The organism is Streptomyces sp. NPDC057963, from assembly GCF_042887155.1.
Lineage (GTDB): Bacteria > Actinomycetota > Actinomycetes > Streptomycetales > Streptomycetaceae > Streptomyces.
Genome location: NZ_JBHVPX010000014.1, coordinates 118759 through 140350 on the forward strand (window position 1 = coordinate 118759; position 21592 = coordinate 140350).

The window sequence follows — 21592 nt, forward strand, 5'->3', positions numbered from 1 at the left end:
CCTGTAGCACCTCCAGGAAGGGCTGGCTCGACGACCGCTCGCGGCTGGCCGGGACCACGGCGTTGCCGGCCACGGCCTTCGGGCTGGTGGGCGGTTTACGCGGCCTGGCCGAAGCCTGCGGCTCTCGGGTCGTCGCCGCGCAGCGGGCTGAAGTCGACGTCCAGGTACGGGTTGTACGCCTCGGGCTCAAGGCGGAGTTCGTGGGTGGAGTACTCGCCGAAGCGGCGGATGTGCTCGGTCAAATATGGCGAGATGTGGGCCAGGTCCTCGGGGTCGATTTCGTGCCCCTCCTCCTGGAGCTGGCGCACGATCTCGGCGATGTCCAGGGCATTGTGGAAGATCACCGCATTCGTGAGCAGAGCGTTGAATTTCGCGGTCTTCTCCTGCTCGACGGGGTCGTTGTCGGTGATGATGCCGCCGTTGCCGAACCCGATCCACTGGGAGAACCCGTTGAACGCCTCGACCTTGTTCGTGGCCGCGGTGACCCGACGGCGCAGCGGGGCGTCCGAGAGGTAGCGCAGCAGCTGGACGGTGCGGATCACGCGGCCGACCTCGCGGAAGGCGGTGTACGTGGCGTTCTTGCGCGAGCCCGCGCGCAGACGCCGCAGCAGCAGGGTGGATGAGATGGCCCCCTCCCGTACGGAGATCGCCACCCGCATCAGGTGCCGGAACTGGGACTCGATCAGGTCGAAGTCGATGACGTTGCGGCCGCTCTCCCCGAACAGCGCGTCGATATGCACGTACTCCGCTCTTTTCGTGGGCCGGTAGAAGGTGAGGTCCTTCCAGTTCCTAATCCTGGGCATCAGGTCGAAGCCCAGCAGGTGCGCGAGCGCGAAGACAGGGAAGCTCTGCCCCTGCGTATCCGCGTGCACGGTGGCCGGCTTCAGCTCGCTCGTGTTCTTGAGCAGGCCCTCGATGATGTAGACGGCCTCCCACACCCCGCACGGGATGAAGTGCGTGAACAGCGCGATGTACGTGTCGGAGATGTGGTGGTAGGCGATGCCGCCCGGTTTGCCGTACCGCACCGACGTCTCCGACAGCAGGTTGTTGAGGTAGGTGTCCATGTGGGTGCCGTCCGCGGCGACCGTGGAGCCGTCGCCCCACGCCTGGGAGATGTCCAGTCGGGCGTGCGCGTTGACCAGATCGGCGATCGCCTCATTGAGGGTCGGGATGGAGAAGTGCCGGTTCGCGGCCAGTGACAGCTCGTGCCCGCTCACGCCGGGGATGTGGCGGGCGGCCTCGTAGGGACCCATGTTGGTGCCCTTCACGAAGGTGGTGATCACGTAGCGGCCGAAGGGGTCCTTCAGCTTCGGCTCGTTGCCGGAGGCGGGGCCGAAGCGGCGCCACCACTCCACCCAGTACGCCGTGCGGGAGATGATCCCGATCAGCGAGCGCTCCGGCATCCGGGCCTTGATCTCCTGCTCCAACGCCTTCGCCGAGGCCCGCTGGCCCTCGGAGCGGTGGGCTTTAAGCGAGGGGACGCCGGTCTCGGGGTCGATGACCAGGCCCTCGTTGTCCGGGTATCCGGCGTCCGCCGTGGCGGCGGCCACGCTCAGCTTGTCCTCCAACTGGCGGCGGAAGGAGACTGCGTCGTACGGCACCGCGTCGCCGGGCTCGGCGAGGCTGACCTCCACCAGGTAGTCGCCCAGCTTCGCCTCGACGTCCTCCCACGGCAGGAGCTGTTCGCTCCAGTCGGCGTACTCCTCGGAGCCGGCCACCGCGACGTCGCCGGTGCGCAGTTCCTCGGCGAGCGCGGCGAACATCATCGCCTCGAAGTGCTTGCGGACGAAGGCGCCGGGCCGGTTCTTGTCCCGAACGGCCTTCTGCCAGTTCAGCGTGGCGAACGAGATGTCGACCGGACGGCCGTCCTCGTGGCGTTCGGGGATGTAGTCGCGGGAGGTCTTGTACCGGCGGGCGTGCGCGAGGGCGTCCAGGACCCGGTTGTCCTCGGAGGTGGCCGTGAGTTCCAGGCGGCTGGTCAGGTCGTACATCGTGGAGCGGTCCTTGAGCAGGTGCCCGTACAGCAGCACCTCCCAGTAGTTACCGTGGTGGGCAGCGACCTTCTCGATCTGCTCGTACTGCCCCTCGAACCCGCCGAAGTCGTCCACTGCTGCCGCAGGCACTCCCAGGGCACCGGCCTGCACCCGCAGGGCCTTCGCTATCGTGTGCAGGGCGGGCGCGAGCCCGTCGCCGAGCCGTGCGGCGACCGTGTCGGCCTGCGCGTCCTGGTCGAGTTCCCCGACCGTCGCCAGGATCTCGGCGGTCAGCGCTGCCGCCTTCTCGCGTGCGGCCTGGACGGGGCCGTCGGTGTCGATGTGCTGGAGCACGGTGCGGTAGTTCCCGATCAGTGCCTCGACGATGGCCTGCTGTTGCTCCCGGATGCTCTTCAGCTCCGCCTTGGCCCGTTTGACCTGTAATGCGATCCGCTTGCAGAACATCGTGGTCAGGTCATCACGGGCGCGCATTCGCGCCTTGCGGACCAGGCACACCAGCAGCGCGAGCCGCTTGACCAGGTTGCAGTCCCGCAGCCCCGGCGCGTCCGCGGCGTCTGCCTCCCCGGCGAAGTCCATGATCTTCCCCGAGGCGACGCCGGTCAGCCACACTCCGGTCTCGCCCAGCTCGTCCACCCACCCCAGGTGCTCGGCCTGGGCGCGGAAGTGTGACCAGGTCGGGGCCTTGGCCGACTGCTTCAGCTTGTTGTACTTCGTGGTGCCGGACTCGTCCTTCTCTGACAGCAGGGCCAGCAGCCGTTCCCGGTGGGCCTCGCTGAGCTGGTCGTAGATGCCCATGCAGATCGAGGCGTTCACCTCAGTGCGGGCCTTCGCCGCGAGGGTGTCCAGCGTGGTGAAGCCCGGCAGCTCAAGACCGGCCTCTGACGACCTTCTCCAGCGCGATGTTGATCAGGTCCGCCGCACGATGCTGGGCCGAACGGGTGACGGGGCGGGGTACTCATCAGTCCGAGATCATCCCGTGGCGGGTTTCTGCCGTATCTGGGTCACACCCCTCAAAGGCTGAAGGACCCCGTCCGTCCTCGCCGCCTCTCACTCGGTGGTTCCGCCGGGGGCTGACTGCCTAGACGACGGTGGCGCCGCCGTCGCCGGGCTCCCGGGGTGCGGTGGTCGCGGTGCGGTAGAACTCGGCTGCGGTGACGGTGGCGGGGACGCCGAGTTCGGCGGCGACCGCGGTGATCGCGGTGGCGCCGACGGCGGGGTCGGATTGGCCGTCGGTGGTGAAATACGGTGCGATGAACGCCTCGTAGTGGGCTTGGACTTCGTCCGCGGTGTGACGGCCGAGGAACGTCCGCATGTGCCGCACGGTGGTGTCGGGTTCGTTGCGGATCACTTGCAGGGCGCGTCGGTGGGCTCGTACGACGGCCTGGATCGCGGGGTCGTCCGGGTGGATGTAGGTGGGGTCGACGGCCACGCCCACGGTGGGGATCCGGAAGTGGTCGCCGACCCAGGCCAGTACCTGCCAGCCGTGCTCGGCGGCTACCGCCTCCGGTGCCATGGTGCTGCCGACCAGCGCGGCGTCGATCCTGCCGTCGTGCAGCCGACGCAGATCCATGCCGTAGTCGCCGGGTGGGCGGACGACGGTGTGGAGGTCGCGGTCCGGGTCGAGGCCGGCCCGGCGCAGTACGATCCGGGCGAAGCACCCGGGTGCGGTGTGGGGGGCGTGTACCGCCAGGCGCCGGCCGGCCAGGTCGGCCAGGGAGGTCAGACCGGGGCGGGCGAGGAACCAGAACAGCGGGCGGTGGGTGTTGACCGTGAGCGCGGTCCAGGGGATGCCATGGGCCAGCCGGGACAGCAGCGCCCGGCCGAGCCCGATGGTGGCGCCGCGGCGCAGCCGCTCCTCGTCCCATGGGCAGCCGTCGCGCAGCGCGACGTGGACGCCCTCGTCGGCGTAGTAGTCCTGCTGGTCGGCGATGTAGGCGACCAGTTCCTCGTGCAGGCCCCGTCCGACGTAGGCGAGATCGATCGTGTACATGAAGGTCTTTCCTTGATCGTGCCACCGCCACGCGCCCGCGTGTGCCGAGGGCCCGGCGGCTGCGGCCCATGGTGCTGAGGCGACGGTGTGCCGGATACGGTCCGGCCGTCGGCCGGACCGGGACGGTGCGGCCCCGGGTGCGCCCCTGTGTACGGCCCCGTGTGCGGCCCTGGGTGCGGGAGGGCAGCGGGGCGGGGGTCAGTACATGGACATCCCGCCGTTGACCGCGGCCGTGGTGCCGGTCATGAAGGCGTTGTCCTCGCCGGAGTAGAAGGCGACCACCTGGGCGACGTCTGCCGGGTGTGCCAGGCGGCCCAGGGGAGTGGCGGCCACCTGGCGCCGCTTGTTCTCGTCGTCGAGCACATCCGCCATGCGGGTGTCCTCCACCGGGCCGGGCTCGACGACGTTGACCGTGATGCCCCGCGGGCCGAGTTCCTGGGCGAGGTACCGGGCGAACTGCGTCAGTGCGGCCTTGGCCGTGCCCAGTGCGATCATGCCCTCCCGGGGCCGGCGGCTGAGGCCGGTACCGAGATAGACGATGCGTCCCCAGCCCTGTTCGGTCATGGCGGGCAGGACGGCTTTGGTGACCGTGAACGCCGCACGCATCTCGTCGTCGAGCTTGCCGCCCAGTTCTTCCCACGACATGTCCTGGAACGGCTTGATCACATACGGGGTGAGCGCGTTGTTCACGAGCACGTCGATGCCGCCCCATGCCGCCTGGACCTGCTCGATCAGGCTCTCGACCGCCGCTGCCTCGCGCACGTCGGCCTGCACGGCCATGGCCCGGCCGCCGGCGGCCTCGATGTCGGCCACGACCTGCTCGGCGGCCGTGCCGCTGCGGAGGTAGTTGACCACCACACGCATCCCTCGCGCGGCCAGCAGGCGCGCGGTGGCCGCCCCGATTCCACTGCTGGCCCCTGTCACCAGGGCCACCCTGCCGGTTGCGCCGGTCACGGGCCCACCTCCTGCTCCTCATCGCGGGCCGTCGGCATGACCGCCCGAAGTCGTTCATCGTCGATACCGGTGTGTGCGGAGCGGGTCGCCCCGTGGCGCACGGTGCCGACGGCCGCCCGCGGCGGACCGGCCGCGGTCCGGTGGAGTTCGCGCGGCAGTTGCATGACGAGGTCGAGCTACGGGCGCGACGCCTGCGCGCCGCACGCGGAGTCGACGTGGATGTTGTCGCGGTCGACGCCGGCCCGCAGCAGGGCGCCGATCTGACGGATCAGGGTTCTGGTCGGCCGTCGAGATGCGGAAGTGGCCGATGGGCACGGTCGGAAACTACCCCAGGCACCGTTCTGCGACGTTGATTTCCGACGCGGGTTGCCGACACCACCCACCTGCGGATTCGTGATCACGCGGGGCGGATGTCAGGCAGACGAGTGGGTGCCGACACCGGAGAGGCGTCTGAGAACCCAGGCGGGGAGGGGCCAGTCGACGGCCGGGCGTACCCTCGTCGGCGGCGACCCGTCAGCGGGTGGCGAGGAGGCCGTCCACCAGGGCTCGGAGCCCATCCGGGTGGATGCCCTCGGCGGTCGGCAGTCGGCGGTGCCCGGTGGCTCGCGACCTGCGCCGAGCGGGGTGGCTCGCTGGGGCCGAGACGGGCGGGTCGCGGCGCCGTCGGCACGCACAGCTCATACGGGTCATACGGATGCGCTCGATCTCGCCCGGGTCGCCGACGACCGCAACGCGGTGCGGACCCGGGCGCGGGCCGAGTCGCGCGGGTTGCGGGTCGTCGAGGAGGAACACGGCGGACGTGCTGTTGCAGCCACCGGCCCTGCGCCTGCACTTCGACGCGCAGGGCCCATGGCCGAGGAAGGTCTCGACCTCTCACCGCCCGGACGGGGCGGGAGCGCCGTGGTTTATCAGACCGTGGTGGCGAGGAAGGCGGCCCAGGCGGCGGGGGGAACGGTGAGGACGGGGCCGTCGGTGACCTTGGAGTCACGGATGTGGACGGCGGTGGGGTGGGCGGCCACCTCGACGCAGTTACCGCCTTGGTCACTGCTGTAGCTGGACTTGCGCCAGTCGTAGGCGACTTCGAGGCAGTCGCCGCCCTGGCTGCCGCTGTAGCTGGACTTGAACCAGGCGAGAGTGGTTGAGCGGGGGTCCGGGTGTGCTGCGCGGGTCATTTCTCTCCAAGCAGTTCGTCCAGTAGGCGCGCGCTCTTCTCGACGGAAAGCGCCTGCGAACGCAGCATCCCACATTTCTGCTGGAGCAAACTGACGACGTCGGGGTCCTCATGGAGGTAGCTGGTCAGCTGCCCTTCGACGTAGGCGAGATGGTCGTGATCGGGGGTCTCCAGCAGAACCATCGAGCCATCGAGTGCGGCGTGTTTCGGCAGTTTCATCGGCATGATTTGAAGCCCCAGGAAGGGGAGTTCCATGCAGCGGCGCAGGTGTTCGATCTGCCTCCGCATTATGGCGGGGTCCCCGATCTCGCTGCGCAGGATGCTCTCCTCCAGCACGAAATGCAGCATCGGGCGCGGCTTGCGTTCGAGGAGCTTCTGCCGGTCGAGTCGGCCTGTCACCCACTCCTCCAACTGGTCTTCTTCGAGAGGCGGATAGAGGCAGGAGAAGACGAACCGGGCGTACTCCTCGGTCTGAAGCATCCCCGGCACCGCCTGGTTCTGGTACGAGAGCAGCGTCACCGCCTCCTGCTCGTACTCCACGAAGTCCTGCACGAACGCCGGGAACCGCTCCCTCCTCGGCACCTTCGACACCGCGACCTGCAACACCCCTATGGTGTCCAGCAGTTCGTCCAGCTGAGCCGCGAAGTCGGCCTGTAGCGGCCTGCGCCCCTGTTCGATCGACGCGATCGTGTCCTCGCCCACGCGGCACCGATCGGCCAGTGCCGTCTGCGTCATCCGGGCCGCTTTGCGGAACGTCGCCACCTGGGCGCCGATCAGGTGCCAGGACGTGATCCGCTTGTTCCTCTTTGCCGAGTGCATGGACTGCCTCTCCCCGTTGTGAACTCCGAACGACCCGTCAGAAGTCGTACATCGCCGTTGTACGACCCGACGCGCTGCTCAACCGTAGTGACTTTGTGTGACGTTGGAAGCGTGAACGAGACAACTCAACTCCCCTACTTCCGCGCAGTGTTCCATCGCCGGGAACGCCGGTCCGTCCCGCTCGTACGACAGTTCGTGCGTGCGGCTCTCGTCGACTGGGCGTGCGAGTCCCGTGCCGACGACGTATTGCTCTGCGTGAGCGAACTCGTCACCAACGCCTTGCTGCACGGCGTACCGCCCGGTCGTGGATTCCGCCTCCAGCTCCGCCTGGAACCGGTCGACGGCGTCCTGCGGGTCGAGGTCCACGACAGCGGCGACGGAGAGGTGGGCGTCGCCGGTGCCGCCCCGGCACCCGATGCGGAGGGCGGGCGGGGGCTGCTGCTGGTGGCGGCGCTCGCCGACAAGTGGGGGGTGGGGGAGCGGAACCCCGGCAAGGTGGTGTGGTGCGAGTTCGAGGTGCCCGCTCAGCAGCTCGCGGGTCCCGCTCCAGCCTCCGCCGCAGCGGGTGCGGGCGCGGATGCGGGGGCGGGTCGGCGCCGGTCCGCGCCTGGAAGCGACGGTCGGGGCATCGCCGACCGTCGTGCCGCGAACCGTCGCACCTGACGGCCGCCCCATTCCCGGACGGCGCCATGGTGCCGTCCCGTCCGGCGGACACCCTGGCACCGCGGCGCCGTCCCGTCCGCCGGACGGCCCGTCACCATGGCGCCGTCCGGCGGACGCGTACCGTCCACTTGGACTTACGCACCGCGGTTGTTGGACTGGAGCGCCCCGAGGGGCCGTACGTCGTTGACGCTGTCCGGTCACGGGGGCTACTCAGGGCACATGTCGCGAAGATTCACTTCGGCGGGCGCTGTCGCCGCCGCCTCAGCCGCCGTCCTGGCGCTGGTGGGGACCGCGCTCCCCGCCACAGCCGCCGCTCCCACTCCCGCCGCAGTCGAGTCGGCCGTGCCCGCGGACGCCCCCGTCATCCGGTCCGCACAGCTCTCGGTCGCCGTCGCCGACGACTTCCCGCGCGTTCTGGCGTACACCGACAGGGCCAGTGGCAACCGGCTGCTCGGCAGTACGCAGCCGGTCACCGCCGTCACCCTCAACGGCACCGCGCACCCCGTGAAGCTCAAGGGCGCCCCCCGGGTCACCGCCTCGACCGCCCGCTACACGCTGACCTTCACCGACCTGCCCGGCATCGAGATCGACGCCTCGCTCTCCGTCTCCGGCCGCGCCACCACCTTCAAGGTGACGGCCGTCCGCGACACCGAGGCGTTCCGCGTCGGGACCATCGACATCCCCGGCCACGACCTGGTCTCCGTCGGCTCCACGGACACCGGCGGCGCCACCGCCTTCACACGGCTGGACAACGACTCGACGAAGACCGCCGACGTCTTCGCCGCGGTCACCCCGGACACCGCCGCCGACCAGGCTCCGGTCGGTGCCTCGTACGCGATCGTCAACACCGGCTCCCTCGCCGCCGCCGTCGAGTCCAACTCCTCGTACGACAAGCCCTCCGGCGCCACCGGCGGCGACGACGCCCGGTTCTGGCACCAGGCTCGCAAGGCCGACGACGGCAGCGTCCGGGTCGGCGTCTGGTCCGGGCAGTGGACCTACCGCGGCGAGGGCGCGCCGAAGCCGGAGAGCGGGGACGGCCTCCCCTGGGCGAAGGTCGTCGTCACCCCCGACGCCAACGGCGACAGGAGAGTCGACTGGCAGGACGGCGCCGTCGCGTTCCGCTCCATCGGCGTCAAGGCGCCCGGCAGCGAGGACACCCCGGACCGGGTCATCACCCACATCCCGTTCAACTTCGCCAGCCAGGCCACCCACCCCTTCCTGCGCACGCTGGACGACGTCAAGCGGATCTCGCTCGCCACCGACGGCCTCGGGCAGATGGCGCTCCTCAAGGGGTACGCCTCCGAGGGCCACGACTCCGCCCATCCCGACTACGGCGGCAACTACAACCAGCGCGCCGGTGGCCTGAAGGACCTCAACGCGCTCCTCAAGGACGGCAAGAAGTGGGGCGCCACCTTCGGCGTCCACGTCAACGCCACCGAGGCGTACCCGGACGCCGGGGCCTTCGACGAGAAGCTCGTCGACAAGACCAAGCCCGGCTGGAACTGGCTCGGCCAGAGCTACTACATCGACCAGCGCCGCGACATCAACAGCGGCGACCTGGCCAAGCGCTTTCAGCAACTGCGCGACGAGACCGACCGCAACCTCAGCCTGCTCTACATCGACGTGTACTACACGCACGGCTGGATCGCGGACAAGACCCTCCAGGCCGTGCAGAAGCAGGGCTGGAACGTCGGCACCGAGTGGGCCGACAAGTTCGAGCGCGGCTCGCTCTGGTCGCACTGGGCCAATGACCTCGACTACGGCGGCGCCACCAACAAGGGCCTCAACTCGAAGATCATCCGGTTCATCCGCAACGACGAGAAGGACGTCTGGAACAACGATCCGGTCCTCGGCCAGACCGCCATCGAGGAGTTCGAGGGCTGGACCAACGAGACCGACTGGAACGCCTTCTACGACAACGTCTGGCAGCGCGACCTGCCCGCGAAGTACCTCCAGCAGCAGAAGATCACCCGCTGGGACGGCAACGACATCACCTTCACCGGCGGTGTCCGGGGCGCGGTCGAGGACGGCAGGCGGACCTTCTACGACCACGGCCGCAAGGTGCTCAGCGGCACCGACTACCTGCTGCCGTGGGACGGCGGCAAGAAGCTCTACCACTACAGCGAGTCCGGCGGCACGAGCAGCTGGGCGGTGCCCTCCAAGGGCGCGTACACCGTCTACAAGCTCACCGACAACGGCCGGGTGAAGACCGGCACGGTCAAGCCCGTCGACGGGAGGATCACGCTGACGGCCACCGCCGGACAGCCGTACGTCCTCTACCCGGACCACGCGCCGAAGGCCGCCGACCCCCGGTGGGGCGAGGGCACCCCGGTCGGCGACCCCGGCTTCAACGACGACGGGCTCGACGCCTGGTCGAAGACCGGAACCGTCGCCCGCGACACCGACGGACAGGGCCGCAACAGCGCCAGGCTCTCCGGCACCGGCACGTCGGCACTGTCGCAGCGCGTCGACGGCCTGACCCCCGGCAAGCGCTACACCGCCTCCGCGCTGATCGAGGTCCAGCCCGGGAAGACCCGGCACACGACGCTCTCGATCGGCGGACGGTCCGTCGCCGTGGACCGCTCCACCGCCGAGGACTACGTCGCCGCTTCCGACTGGCACGGCACGTACTTCCAGCGCGCCAAGGTGAACTTCACCGCCCCCGCGAACGGCCGCACCACGTTCCGCATCGAAGCGGCCGGGGGCAGTGCGGCGAGCGTACGGGCCGACGACGTACGCATCGTCGCCAACGCCCCGGCGGTCAAGAAGAACACCGTCGTGCACGAGGACTTCGAGGACGTCGACCAGGGCTGGGGCCCCTTCCTCAAGGGCGACGCGGGCGGCTCCACCGACCCCCGGACCGTCATCTCCCAGCTGCACGCCCCGTACACCCAGGCCGGGTGGAACGGAAAGCTGATCGACGACGTGATCGGCGGCAAGGAGTCCCTCAAGGCCCACGAGGAGAACGCCGGGCTCGTCTACCGCACCGCCCCCTGGACCGTGCCGATGGCCGACGGCCACCGCTACAAGGTCGAGTACGACTACCAGTCCAGCCACGCCGGCGCCTACGAGTGGGTCGACGGCTACGACCGGATCACCGCCGACGGCAAGCCCGACTCGGTCGAGACCCGGACCACCCCCGTCGGACAGCAGCGCACCACCGGCCACTTCACCGAGACCGTCACCGCGGGCTGCGGCGACACCTGGACCGGGCTGCGCAAGCGCGGCGACGCACCCGACGGCGCCGACTTCGTCCTCGACTCCTTCACCGTGACCGACCTCGGCCCGGCCCCGGCCGGTGAGATCGCCGCCTGCGGCACGCTCGGCATCGACCCGGTCGCCGAGACCCTGGAGCCGGGCACGGCCAACACCGTCAAGGCGAGCTTCACCAACTACGAGGCCACCGCGGCGACCGGTGTCGCGCTGAGCCTGACCGTCCCCGAGGGCTGGAAGGCGGAGCCCGCGGGCGCCGTCGCCTTCGACTCGGTCGCGGCGGGCGCCGAGGTCACCGGCAGCTGGCTGGTCACCCCGCCGGTCGACGCCAAGTACCGGACGTACAGCCTGAGTGCGCAGGCGACGTACACGGTCGGCGGCGAACGGCGCACGCTCGGCGCGCAGACCTCCGTACGGACCCTGCCGCCGCCGCCCACCACGGACAGCTGGGCCAGCGACCTCGACTGGACGGCCTCCGAGAACGGCTGGGGCCCCGTCGAGCGGGATCTCTCCAACGGTGAGCAGGGCAGTGGCGACGGCACCCCGCTGACGATCGGCGGCACCGTCTACACCAAGGGCCTCGGCAGCCACGCCCCGGCGAAGGTCCGCTACTACCTGGGCGGCCAGTGCACCTCCTTCACCGCCCAGGTCGGCGTGGACGACGTACAGACCTCACGCGGCAGCGTGCAGTTCAGCGTCACGGCCGACGGCACCGAGAAGGTCAAGTCGCCGGTCCTGAAGGCGGCCGACAGTGCCTGGTCGCTCACGGCGGACACCACCGGCGCCAAGTACGTCGAACTGGTCGTCGGCGACGGTGGCGACGGCAACGGAAACGACCACGCGGACTGGGGTGACGCACGCTTCCACTGCGGTGGCTGAGACCGCAGGATGCGGGGTGGGTGCGCATGGCGAGCACCCGCCCCGCCCCCCCCTTTTTCCGATGACGTCCACCCCCTGACGACCTGGAGCCGTACATGCCGAACCCGTCCGGAATCTCACGCCGCACTCTGCTCGCCCTCTCGACCGCCACCGCACTGGCGATCTCCCTCCCGGCCTCCGCGACCGCCGCCGGGGCCGACGAATTCGACGTGCTCCGGCTGCGCTGGGCCGACATCACGCTCGGCGCCGGCTTCGACGCGACCGCCGAACCCTTCGCCTCCCGCCTCGCCGAGATCGGCACGCTCGCCCGCGGGTTCCGGGACACGATGAGCCCGGCCACCGGCTCGTTGTGGCCCGGCATCACCTTCGACCCGCCGTCCGGCATCACCCAGAGCTACAGCCGCCTGTGGACGATGACCCAGGCGTACGCCCAGAACGGCACCGGATCGACCGGCGACGCGGCCCTCCTCGCCGACATCCTCCGCGGCTACGACCACCTCGCCGCGAACGCCTACCACGCCTCCGTCACTCCGTACGGCAACTGGTGGGAGTGGCAGATCGGCAGCCCGCGCCTCCTCATGGACATCACGTCCGCCCTGTACGGGCAGCTGGGCACGGCCCGCGTCGAGGCCGCCTGCGCCGCCGTCGACCACTTCATCCCCGACTCGGTGCTCCGCGACTACAGCGGCACCTCCACCGGCGCCAACCGCGTCGACCTCTGCCGCTCCGTCGCCCTGCGCGGCGTCCTGGGCCGCGCGCCCGCGAAGATCGCCCTGGCCAGGGACGCACTGTCCCCCGTCTTCCCGTACGTCACCGGGGGAGACGGCCTGTACGCGGACGGGTCCTTCATCCAGCACACCACCATCGCCTACTCCGGCACCTACGGGCAGGTCATGCTCGACGGCCTCGGCCGCCTCTTCGCGCTGCTCGCCGGATCCACCTGGGCCGTCACCGACCCCGGCCGGCAGATCATCCTGGACAGCGTCGAGCGCGCCTACGCGCCGCTGATCTACAACGGTCTGGTCATGGACAGCGTCAACGGCCGTGCCATCAGCCGCGGTTACCTGAAGAACGACGACCTGAAGGTGATGCGCGGCGACCACTTCCACGGGCAGGGCATCATCGCCGGGATCGCCCTCCTCGCCGCGGGCGCCTCGGCGGCCGAGCGCGACCGGTGGCACGGCATGGTCAAGGGCTGGATCGCCCGTGACCGGACCAGCCCCATCCTCACCGCCCGCCAGTTCGGCATCGCGGACCTCGCCCGGCTGCACGCCGTCCAGGCCACCGCCGTGCCGGCCGCGCCCGAGCGAGTGGGCCACCACCTCTTCGCCGGCATGGCCCGCGCCGTCCACCGGCGCCCGGACTGGGCCGCGGGCATCTCCATGGCCTCGGAGCGGATCTCGTACTACGAGTGCGGCAACGGCGAGAATCCGCGCGGCTGGCACACCGGCGCCGGAATGCTCTACTGGTGGCCGGGCGAGAAGGAGAACGACCAGTACACCGACTGGTTCTGGCCCACCGTCGACCCCTACCGGCTGCCCGGAACGACCGTGTCCACCAAGCGGCTCGCCGACCGGGCGGGCGGCGAATGGGGTGCGTCCAAGCCCGCGGTGAAATGGGTCGGCGGCGCCACGGACGGCGAATTCGGTGCGGTGGGCCAGCACCTCAAGGGCCTCGGGTCGACCCTGGGCGCCCGCAAGTCGTGGTTCTGCGTCGCCGACACGGTCATCTGCCTCGGCTCCGGAATCACCGGCACCGACCAGGTCCCCGTCGAGACGATCGTCGACAACCGCATGCTCGGTGAGGGCGGCACCGACCCGTTCACCGTCGACGACCGCACCGCCCCGCGCTGGGCCCACCTGGAGGGCCACGGCGGCTGGGTCTTCCCCGGCGGAGCCGACCTGCGCACCCTGCGCGAGGACCGCACCGGCGCCTGGTCCGACATCAACACCACCAGCTCCACCGAGCGCCGGACCCGCCGCTACCAGACCCTCTGGCTCGACCACGGCACCGACCCGGTCGACGCCGGCTACGTCTACCTGCTGATGCCCGGTGCCTCCCGCCGCACCGTCACCGCCCGTGCCGCCGACCGGCACTGGCTGACCGTCCTCGCCAACACCGGCGCCGCGCAGGCGGTCGCCGTCCGCTCGCTGGGGGTGACCGCCGCCAACTTCTGGCAGCCGGGCGCGGCCGGTCCGCTCTCCGCCACGGCCGCGGCGAGCGTGCTCGTACGGGAGGGGCGGCGTACGACCACGGTGTGCGTCAGCGGCCCCGACCGGACGGGCGCGCCGGTGGACGTCGTCTGGGAGCGGCCGGTGCACACCGTCGTCTCGGCCGACCCGGGCATCGAGGTGCGCGCCACCGGGCGGCGCCTGGTGCTCAGGATCGAACCGGGGACGGAGGGACGCACCCTGCGGTGTGACGTCCGGTAGACACCGGGTGACCGGAGTATGTCCGGGGACTGGGAGCGGTGCCGGTTGCGCGCGTACCCTCAGGCGCTATGGGGGAGTTGAAGGCGGACTGGCGGCTCCGGCTGCGTCGCGGCGAGCCGCATGGGCCGGTGTGCGGCGCCGGAGTGCTGCTCACCCAGGACCGGGTGCTGACCTGCGCCCATGTCGTCGGTGAGCCGGGCGCCCGGATATGGGTGGAGTTCGCCGAGAACCCCGGCATCGCAGGGGTCGGGGCGCGGGTCGCCGACGACGGCTGGCTGCCCGGCCTCGGCGCGACCCGCGAGGACATCGCCGTACTCGCCCTGGACAGCCCGCGCCCGCAGGCCGTCCCCGCGACGCTCGACCGGAGCCTGGAGCGCAACGGCGAGGTGTGGATCGGCGGGTACGCGCGGAGCTTCGCCGACGGCATGTGGCTGAGCGGCCGGATCGGCGGGGCGCACGGCGGGTGGATCCAGCTCGACGCCCGGCGCAACGAACAGGTGGTGCGGCCGGGGTTCAGCGGCGCCGCCGTGCAGGTGCGCGGTGACGGGGAGGGGCGGCCGGAGCGGGTCGTGGGCATGGTGGTCAGCTGGCGCGGCGACCTGGACCGGGGGGTGCCCCGCGAGAACGACCTGGCGTTCTCGTACATGGTCTCGATCGACCGAATCGCCGAACTCGTCCCACTGGTCGCTGAGTTGAGCGGACCGGACGGCTGGGACCACGGCCTCGCCCGACGGCTGAGGGAGTGGTTCGCCGGCGGTGAGCAGCCCGCGGTGCGCTTCAGCGTCGTGCCGCGCGGCGGCGGCCGCGAGCGGACCCTGCGCCACCAGCTGTACCGCGCCCACCTCGTCTACCGGGGCGGCCGCACCACGCCCGAGGAGTTCGTCGACGAGCTGGTGGCGCGACTGCGCCCGCCGCGCCACCAGCTCCGCGCCTACCGCGGCTGGCTGCTGGAGGGCGGCACCCCGCCGGACCGGACGGCGGGCCCGCTGCCCGGGGCCGCCGGGCCCACGCTCGCCGTGATCGGACTCGACGAGGACCGCCGGCCGCGCCAACTGGTGCCGTTACTCGCCCGGGTGCGGACGCTCGGCTTCCGGCTGCTGGTCGTCGTCAGGGACGCATCCGGCGACGGTGTGACCGAAGTGGCGCGGCACCTGCTCGTACCGGCCCTCGACGAACGCGCGACCGTGCTCCTCGGCCGCGTCGAATCCATCGAGCGGAACTGGACCGTGCTGAACGGCATGGTGGAATCCGCCTCGCTGGCCCCGCTGCCCCGGGTCGCGTCGGCCCGCCGCCACCGGCAGCTGGAGCGGCTGCGGGCACTCGCCGACCCGAAGGAGCAACTCACCGCCCTGCGCCTTCTGTTGCGCGAGCTGGAGGCGGACCTGGACCGGCACGCCGGAGCCGGCCGGGCGGACGCCCCGGGACCGCGCACCGACCGCGGACACACGGAGCGCCGATGAGGACCGACTGCCCGCACCGCCGGTTCACCGGAGCCCCCTGCGGCGGCGCCGTGCAGTCCACCGGCTACTGCGACACCTGCGGCCGCTCCAGGAACGGCCCCGGGCTCCCGCCGCTGCCCACCACGCCCGAGAAGTACGGCCCCGGCGGGCTGCTGGAACTGCCCCCGCTCGAACCGAGCGGCCCCGACCGGCGGCTGGAAGCCGCCACCTCGCAGGCACACGTCCTGATGAGCTGCTCGGCCAAGTCCTGCGCCACCTACTTCATCGCCCCGTACACCGCCGCCCCGCCCCCGGACACCGGCCACTGCCCCAAGTGCGGCGCCCCGTACGCCTACCGGCCCGAACTCACCGAGGACGGCCCGCTGCTCCAGGACCAGTACCGCATCCGCGGCCCCATCGCCCACGGCGGCCAGGGCTGGGTCTACCTCGCCGAGGACACCCACCTGGAGGAGTACGTCGCCGTGAAGGGACTCCTCAACCGCTACGCGGAACGGGGCGCCGCCCAGGCCGACGAGGAGCGCCGCAGCCTCGTCGCCATCCGCCACGAACGCATCGTCCGCATCCGGGACTTCATCAGCACCCGCGGAGACGACGGCACGGTCTCCGGCGGCTACATCGTGATGGACGACGTCGGTGACCGCACGCTCTCCGCGATCGTCGAGTCGACCCGGCAGGGCACCTTCGTCCTCGACATCGAACACGTCGTCACCTACGGCTGCCAGATCCTCGAAGCCCTCGCCCATCTGCACGGCATGGGATTCCTGTACGGGGACATGAAGCCGTCCAACGTGGTCCACCGGCACGACGGCATCAAGGTCATCGACCTCGGCGGGGTGCGCAAGAGCGGGGCCACCGAACCGCCCCCCGTGATCACCCCCGGATTCGCGGCACCCGAGACGGACAGTGGCAGACCGCTGACCGTCGCCCACGACATCCACACCGTCGGGGCGACCCTGGCCGAACTCGCGGGCTGGGCGGTCGGCGACGACGTACCCGGCCTCGGCATCAGCTCCTTCCGGCTGGTGGTGGAGCGCGCCACGGCCCGTGACCCGGAACGGCGCTTCGGCACCGCCGAGGAGATGGCCGGCCAGCTCCGCGGCGTGCTGCGCGAGATCCGGGCGCTGCGCGGGAAACGGGACCAGCCCGAGCCCTCCGCCTACTTCACCCCGTCCACCGAACTGCTCGGCGCCCGGCTGGGCTCCGTACCCGACTACACGCACTGGCTGCGCCGCCCCCTCTACCGCCGCCACGAAACGCCCGACGCCCCGGCGTTGGACTCCGGGCTGCCCACCCCCACCGAGATCGCCCGGCGGCTGCCGGTGCCGAGGCCCTACCCGGGAGACCCGGCGGCCGCCCGGTTCCTGGTCAGCAGCTACGACCCCGGCCGGCCGCTGACCCAGCCCGCCGAGGGCGAGCGGTCGGTGGAGATCTGCCTGCACAACGCCCGGCTGCTGCTCGGCCAGGAGGACCCGGACGCACTGGCCGGGGCGCGCGAACAGGTGCAGGAGGCGAACGGCATCCCGGGGCCCGGCCCGGTGCGGCAGTGGCGGCTGCGCTGGCACTGGGGACTCGTCGCGCTGCGCAGCGCCGATGTGCTGGACGACCGGCGGCAGATGCTGGAGGCCGCCCTGGAGCATTTCGCGGCCGTCCACCGGGCGCTGCCCGGTGAGTACGCGGCGAAGCTGGCGCTCGCCTACGTCGCGGAACAGCTCGGCCCGGACCTCCCGGCCGGGACGGCCCCGTCGGCGTACGAACTCTTCCGGGCCGTGCACGCCCGCAACCCCTCGCACGTCGGCGCCGCGCTGGGGCTGGCCAGGCTGGCCCTGGCACGCGGCGACCGGGAAGCGGCGGCCGGCGTCCTGGACCGGGTGCCCGACGAGTCGCGGGACCACGCCGTCGCCCGCGTGGCCGCGCTGCGCATCCGGGCGGCACGGCTCGCGACGGGGGAGCGGCCGCTGCCCGAGCCGCGGGCGATCGACGCCAGTCTCGCCGCGGTCCCGCTCCGCGAGGGCGGCCCGGCCCCGGCGTCCGCGGTCTCGGGCGACGAAGCGGCACGGCTGCTGCGCACCGAACTGTTCGAGTGGAAGCTCGACGTCGTCCGGGCCGCCGCCCCCGGCCCGCGGCGCGGCCGACGGTGGCGGGGGGTGCCCCCGCCACCGGTCCCCGGGGAGCGGGCCGTACGCGAGGAACTGGAGCAGTGCTACCGCCGGCTGGCCCGGCAGCGCCAGAAACCCGCCGAGTACGAGCGGCTGATCGACCTCTCGCACGCGGTCCGCCCGCAGACCCGCTTCTGACCCCGAACCCGACGCCGCACCCCTGGAGGCAGTTGAATGGGCCGCACCGCTCCCTCGCCCGGCCTCGAACCCGGTCTGCTCGTCGAGGTCCCCGAGCGGCACCCGCCGGGCCGCGACGTCCGGATCGAGGCCCATGTGCGGATCGAGGCGGTCGCCGTCGGCCCCCGGGACGCCGTTCCCGCCGCCGGACTCGCCCTCGTGATCGCGGTGGACGTCGCCGCGTCGCGCCGTGCCGCGGCCGTCGACGCGCTGGCCGACGCGGTGGGCGCGCTGCCCGACGGGATCTCCTACACGGTGCTGGACGGCGAAGCCTCCCGGTGCTACCCCCTGCACGGCCGCTGGGCGGTCGCCGATACGGACGACCGGCGCCGCGCCGCGTTCAGCGTCGGCCGGATCGCCGCCGCCCCCGCCGTGCGCCGTCCCGCCGGATACGCCCGCTGGCTGGCCGGGGCGCGCGAACTGTTCGCCGACAGCGCGCTCCCCGTACGGCATCTGGTGCTGATCACCGACGGGAGCGGTCGCGGCGAGGACGGCGACGCCTACCGCGAGGACAGCGCGCTGCGCACCGAACTCGCCCGCTGCGGCGGAGAGTTCACCGCAGACGTGCTGGCCGTGGGCGAGTCCTGGGACCCGGCTCCGCTGATCGCCGTCGCCGAGCGGCTGCACGGCGACGCCGCGTACGCACCCGACGCGTTCGCCCCGGCCGTCGCCGCGGCCGTCGGGCGGCTGCGCCGGATCCGCAGCCCCGCGCTTCCCCTCACGGTCACGGTACGTCCGGCGGTCCGCGAGGTGACCCTCACCGAGACCGCCCCCCGCCAGCAGCGGCTCGACCCGGCCGGCGACGGGGACGATCCGCGCCGACTGGAGTTCCTCACCCGCCAGTGGAAGCCGGAGACCCGCGACTACCTCCTCTCCCTCCGGGTGGACGCGGGCAACGATCCGCTCGGGGTGCCGCTCCAGCTCGCCACCGTCACCGTCGGCGACATCACCGAACCGGTCGTGGTCCGCTGGCTGCCCGCGGGAGCCGCCGCGGCCACGGCGGACCACTCCGGCGGCGCGGACCGCAGCGTCCACGCCATGAACGCCTCCACCGAGATACGGACCGCCCTCAGGCGCGCGTACGACGCCCTCGACCGGGAGCGGCACGGGGAGGCCGAGAAGCAGTTCGGACGCGCGGTGCGGCTGGCCGCCGGGATCGGCGCCACCTGGGTCCCGGCCGAGGTCCGCAACATCGCCGAGATCGTCGACGAGCGGGAGGGGCGGGTCAGGATCGGGCCGACCGTCGACCGGGGCACCGTCCGCCGGGGGCGGCTCAGCATCGCCTCCGCCCACCGGGTGGAGCCGCCCGAGGGCCCGGCGGCCGGGCCGACGGCCCGCTGCCCGGGGTGCGAGCACCCGGCCGGCCACGCCGCCCGGTTCTGCATCGCCTGCGGGAGGCGGCTGTGATGCCCGGACCGGCCCGGTGGACCGGGGCGCTGCGGACCCGCCGGTCCGGCGGCTCACGGACCCGGCGGCTCCTGGAACGGCATCTGACCGTCCTGCTCGCGGCTGCCCTGCTCGCGGCGAGCGTCCTGCTCGTCTCGTACCGCGAAGTGCAGATCTCGGCGGGCGAGATGCGCACCCGCGGCGCGCCCGCCGTACAGGGGGTGTCCGCCACCCAGCTCGCCCTGCTGCGCGCCCACCAGGAGGCCCAGCACTCCGTCGACCAGGACATCGACAACGTGGTCGGGGCCGGTGCGCGCTACGAGAACCAGCTCTCCGCCGCCGCCCAGGGCCTCTCCCGGCTCAACGACGTGCAGATCGACGGGGACCGCGGCCGCGGGGTGCTGGAAACCGTCAACGGCCTGCTGACCTCGTACAGCAGCTCCATCACCCCCGGCGCGGTCAAGTACGTCTCGGACGACCGGATGCAGCGCGAGAAATTCGCCGAGGCCAGGACGATCCTCAGCCGCGACGGCACCGGTGTGGTGCCCCGCCTCGACGTCCTCCAGAGGCACCAGATGGAGCGGATCGACCACATCAGCTCCCTCGGCGCCCTCCAGCGGACCGGCTGGGCGATCGCCGAACTCGCCCTGCTGGTGATGGCGCTGACCACCCTGTCCGCGCTGCGGGTGCTGCGCCGCCGCTGCGGGCGCAGCCTCGATCCCTGGCTGCTGATCACGCTGCTGGCCACGGTGGCGCTGGCGGTGTTCCCGCTGTGGGCGACGGCGAACACCCAGCACCGGCTGAACACGGCCCACACCGGCCTCGTCGAGATCGAGCAGCGGGCCCAGGACCCGCACGACCTGGCCAGGTCGCAGCAGTACGTCACCGACGAGTCGACGGACGTGCGCGCCCATCTGGCCGCCCAGGGCTGGCAGAGCGGGACCTACTACGGGGCGCTGGGCGGCGGCGCGCTGATCGTCCTGCTGCCCGCCGTCGGTATCGGAAGGCGCCTCAACGCCGACTACTGGAGGGCCGGATGATCCCGCGTGCCCGCGCCGTGCTGCTCCTGGTGGTCCTGGTCCTGACCGCGGCGGGCTGCGGGCTCGCCGCCCCGGGCGGCAGCGGCGAGGAACCCAAGGTGACGATCCTCGGTCCCTGGACCGACAACCAGGAGAAGCAGTTCAAGGACGTCCTGAACGGGCTCGGCATCCCCTACACCTACCAGGGCACCGCCGCCACCCGGGAAGTCCTGCTCGCCGAGGTGCAGGCGGGCAATCCGCCCGACATCGCGATCCTGCCGGGCGTCGGGGAACTCGTCGAGTACGCCGCCGAGAACCGGCTGCGCTCCCTGCGCGGACTGTACGAGCCGAAGGAGTACGGCAAGCCCTGGCAGCCCGAGGCGCAGGGCATCGCCGACGATCTGTGGGTGCCGCTCAAGGCCGACCTCAAGAGCATCGTCTGGTACCGCAAGGACCGGCCCCCGCCCTCCTCCCCCGCCCCGCTCACCTCCTGGTGCATCGGCATGGGCGACGACGGGGCCTCCGGCTGGCCGGGCAGTGACTGGATCGAGGACCTGATCCTCCAGACCGCGGGGCCGGTGCTGTACGAGCAGTGGGCGACCGGGCGCATCGCATGGACGGACGGTCCGGTGATCAACGCCTGGACCAGGTGGGCCGGGCTGCTGGCCCAGGACCCGGCGGCCGCCGAACGCGCCCTGCTCTCCGACCACCGGGGCAGACCCGGCGGCCACGGGCTGCTCTTCGGCGGCGGCTGTGATCTGGAACACCAGGGCTCGTTCGCCCGCTCGTTCTACGGGGACCTGAAGGAGCGGGCCGCCTTCACGGACTCCGCGCGGCTGCTGCCCGGCGGCCCCTCGGTGAAGGGCCGCGAGGTGTCCGCCGACTTCGCCGCGCTGTTCGGCCGGTCCGCGCAGGCCCGCGGTCTGCTCGGGCGGCTCGCCTCCCGCCAGGCCCAGGAGGAGTGGGGTCGCAAGGCCGGAGTATTCTCGCCGAACTCCGCCGTGCACGCCAAGAGCGGAGCGGTCGAGAAGCGGATCAGCGGCCGGCTCACCGACCAGCGGGTTCCGCTCTGCCTGGACGCCTCCGACGTCATGCCGGCCGCCGTGCGGGACGCGTTCTACGAGGCGGTGCTGCTGACCATCGCTCACCCCGGTGACCCGGTGCGGGAGCGTCTGGAGGCCATCCAGAAGGTGCAGGACGCCCAACCGGAGGACACTCCGAGACTGACACGAGTGTGCAGCAGACCACAGTGAGTCTTTGTCGGACCCGCACAAAGTCG

The 21592-nt window shown here is 71.9% G+C and carries 12 protein-coding genes and 1 pseudogene; 8 read left to right on the forward strand and 5 right to left on the reverse strand.

The window, feature by feature from the left end:
• Positions 1-95: 95 nt before the first annotated feature.
• The 5 genes from ACFVT1_RS29505 to ACFVT1_RS29525 form a co-directional block, all read right to left on the reverse strand.
• The gene (locus ACFVT1_RS29505) at positions 96-2858 is read right to left on the reverse strand and encodes a Tn3 family transposase (RefSeq protein WP_389800880.1); all 2763 of its coding nucleotides are present in this window, start codon (positions 2856-2858) and stop codon (positions 96-98) included.
• Between the two features lie 214 nt (positions 2859-3072).
• A complete protein-coding gene (locus ACFVT1_RS29510; protein ID WP_389800781.1) occupies positions 3073-3984 on the reverse strand; it encodes an ABC transporter substrate-binding protein in 912 nt (303 codons plus the stop codon).
• A 198-nt stretch (positions 3985-4182) separates the two neighbouring features.
• Complete coding sequence (locus ACFVT1_RS29515; protein WP_389800783.1) at positions 4183-4938, reverse strand: SDR family NAD(P)-dependent oxidoreductase; 756 nt, start codon at positions 4936-4938, stop codon at positions 4183-4185.
• Positions 4939-5846: 908 nt separating this feature from the next.
• The gene (locus ACFVT1_RS29520; RefSeq protein WP_389800785.1) at positions 5847-6110 is read right to left on the reverse strand and encodes a DUF397 domain-containing protein; all 264 of its coding nucleotides are present in this window, start codon (positions 6108-6110) and stop codon (positions 5847-5849) included.
• Positions 6107-6928 (reverse strand): helix-turn-helix domain-containing protein, encoded by an 822-nt coding sequence (locus ACFVT1_RS29525; RefSeq protein ID WP_389800787.1) that lies wholly within the window; start codon positions 6926-6928, stop codon positions 6107-6109. Before ACFVT1_RS29525 ends, ACFVT1_RS29520 begins: the two co-directional genes overlap by 4 nt.
• A gap of 111 nt (positions 6929-7039) precedes the next feature.
• On the opposite strand from ACFVT1_RS29525, the pseudogene ACFVT1_RS29530 reads away from it, so the two are divergent.
• The 8 genes and pseudogenes from ACFVT1_RS29530 to ACFVT1_RS29565 all read left to right on the forward strand — a co-directional run.
• Positions 7040-7447: pseudogene (locus ACFVT1_RS29530) on the forward strand (ATP-binding protein); the annotation flags it as partial.
• A 363-nt stretch (positions 7448-7810) separates the two neighbouring features.
• Positions 7811-11683: an endo-alpha-N-acetylgalactosaminidase family protein gene (locus ACFVT1_RS29535; RefSeq protein WP_389800789.1), complete on the forward strand. Its 3873-nt coding sequence runs from the start codon at positions 7811-7813 to the stop codon at positions 11681-11683.
• Positions 11684-11778: 95 nt separating this feature from the next.
• Positions 11779-14115 carry a polysaccharide lyase 8 family protein gene (locus ACFVT1_RS29540; protein ID WP_389800791.1) on the forward strand — a complete coding sequence of 779 codons (2337 nt, stop codon included), beginning with the start codon at positions 11779-11781 and terminating at the stop codon, positions 14113-14115.
• Between the two features lie 68 nt (positions 14116-14183).
• Positions 14184-15575 carry a serine protease gene (locus tag ACFVT1_RS29545; protein ID WP_389800792.1) on the forward strand — a complete coding sequence of 464 codons (1392 nt, stop codon included), beginning with the start codon at positions 14184-14186 and terminating at the stop codon, positions 15573-15575.
• Positions 15572-17869, forward strand: coding sequence for a tetratricopeptide repeat protein (locus ACFVT1_RS29550; RefSeq protein ID WP_389800794.1), 2298 nt, complete (start codon positions 15572-15574; stop codon positions 17867-17869). Before ACFVT1_RS29545 ends, ACFVT1_RS29550 begins: the two co-directional genes overlap by 4 nt.
• A gap of 36 nt (positions 17870-17905) precedes the next feature.
• Positions 17906-19315, forward strand: coding sequence for a hypothetical protein (locus tag ACFVT1_RS29555; protein ID WP_389800796.1), 1410 nt, complete (start codon positions 17906-17908; stop codon positions 19313-19315).
• Positions 19315-20334, forward strand: a complete 1020-nt coding sequence (locus ACFVT1_RS29560) for a hypothetical protein (protein ID WP_389800798.1) — start codon at positions 19315-19317, stop codon at positions 20332-20334. The genes ACFVT1_RS29555 and ACFVT1_RS29560 overlap by 1 nt, the downstream gene beginning before the upstream one ends.
• Positions 20331-21566, forward strand: coding sequence for a carbohydrate ABC transporter substrate-binding protein (locus ACFVT1_RS29565; protein ID WP_389800800.1), 1236 nt, complete (start codon positions 20331-20333; stop codon positions 21564-21566). The genes ACFVT1_RS29560 and ACFVT1_RS29565 overlap by 4 nt, the downstream gene beginning before the upstream one ends.
• Positions 21567-21592: the final 26 nt, after the last annotated feature.

Excerpts from the sequence above, each read along its gene's own strand:
- ACFVT1_RS29510 (WP_389800781.1), bottom strand. The coding sequence starts at position 3,984 with ATGTACACGATCGATCTCGCCTACGTCGGACGGGGCCTGCACGAGGAA.
- ACFVT1_RS29520 (WP_389800785.1), bottom strand. The coding sequence starts at position 6,110 with ATGACCCGCGCAGCACACCCGGACCCCCGCTCAACCACTCTCGCCTGG.
- ACFVT1_RS29525 (WP_389800787.1), bottom strand. The coding sequence starts at position 6,928 with ATGCACTCGGCAAAGAGGAACAAGCGGATCACGTCCTGGCACCTGATC.
- ACFVT1_RS29535 (WP_389800789.1), top strand. The coding sequence starts at position 7,811 with ATGTCGCGAAGATTCACTTCGGCGGGCGCTGTCGCCGCCGCCTCAGCC.
- ACFVT1_RS29540 (WP_389800791.1), top strand. The coding sequence starts at position 11,779 with ATGCCGAACCCGTCCGGAATCTCACGCCGCACTCTGCTCGCCCTCTCG.
- ACFVT1_RS29545 (WP_389800792.1), top strand. The coding sequence starts at position 14,184 with ATGGGGGAGTTGAAGGCGGACTGGCGGCTCCGGCTGCGTCGCGGCGAG.
- ACFVT1_RS29550 (WP_389800794.1), top strand. The coding sequence starts at position 15,572 with ATGAGGACCGACTGCCCGCACCGCCGGTTCACCGGAGCCCCCTGCGGC.
- ACFVT1_RS29555 (WP_389800796.1), top strand. The coding sequence starts at position 17,906 with ATGGGCCGCACCGCTCCCTCGCCCGGCCTCGAACCCGGTCTGCTCGTC.
- ACFVT1_RS29560 (WP_389800798.1), top strand. The coding sequence starts at position 19,315 with ATGCCCGGACCGGCCCGGTGGACCGGGGCGCTGCGGACCCGCCGGTCC.
- ACFVT1_RS29565 (WP_389800800.1), top strand. The coding sequence starts at position 20,331 with ATGATCCCGCGTGCCCGCGCCGTGCTGCTCCTGGTGGTCCTGGTCCTG.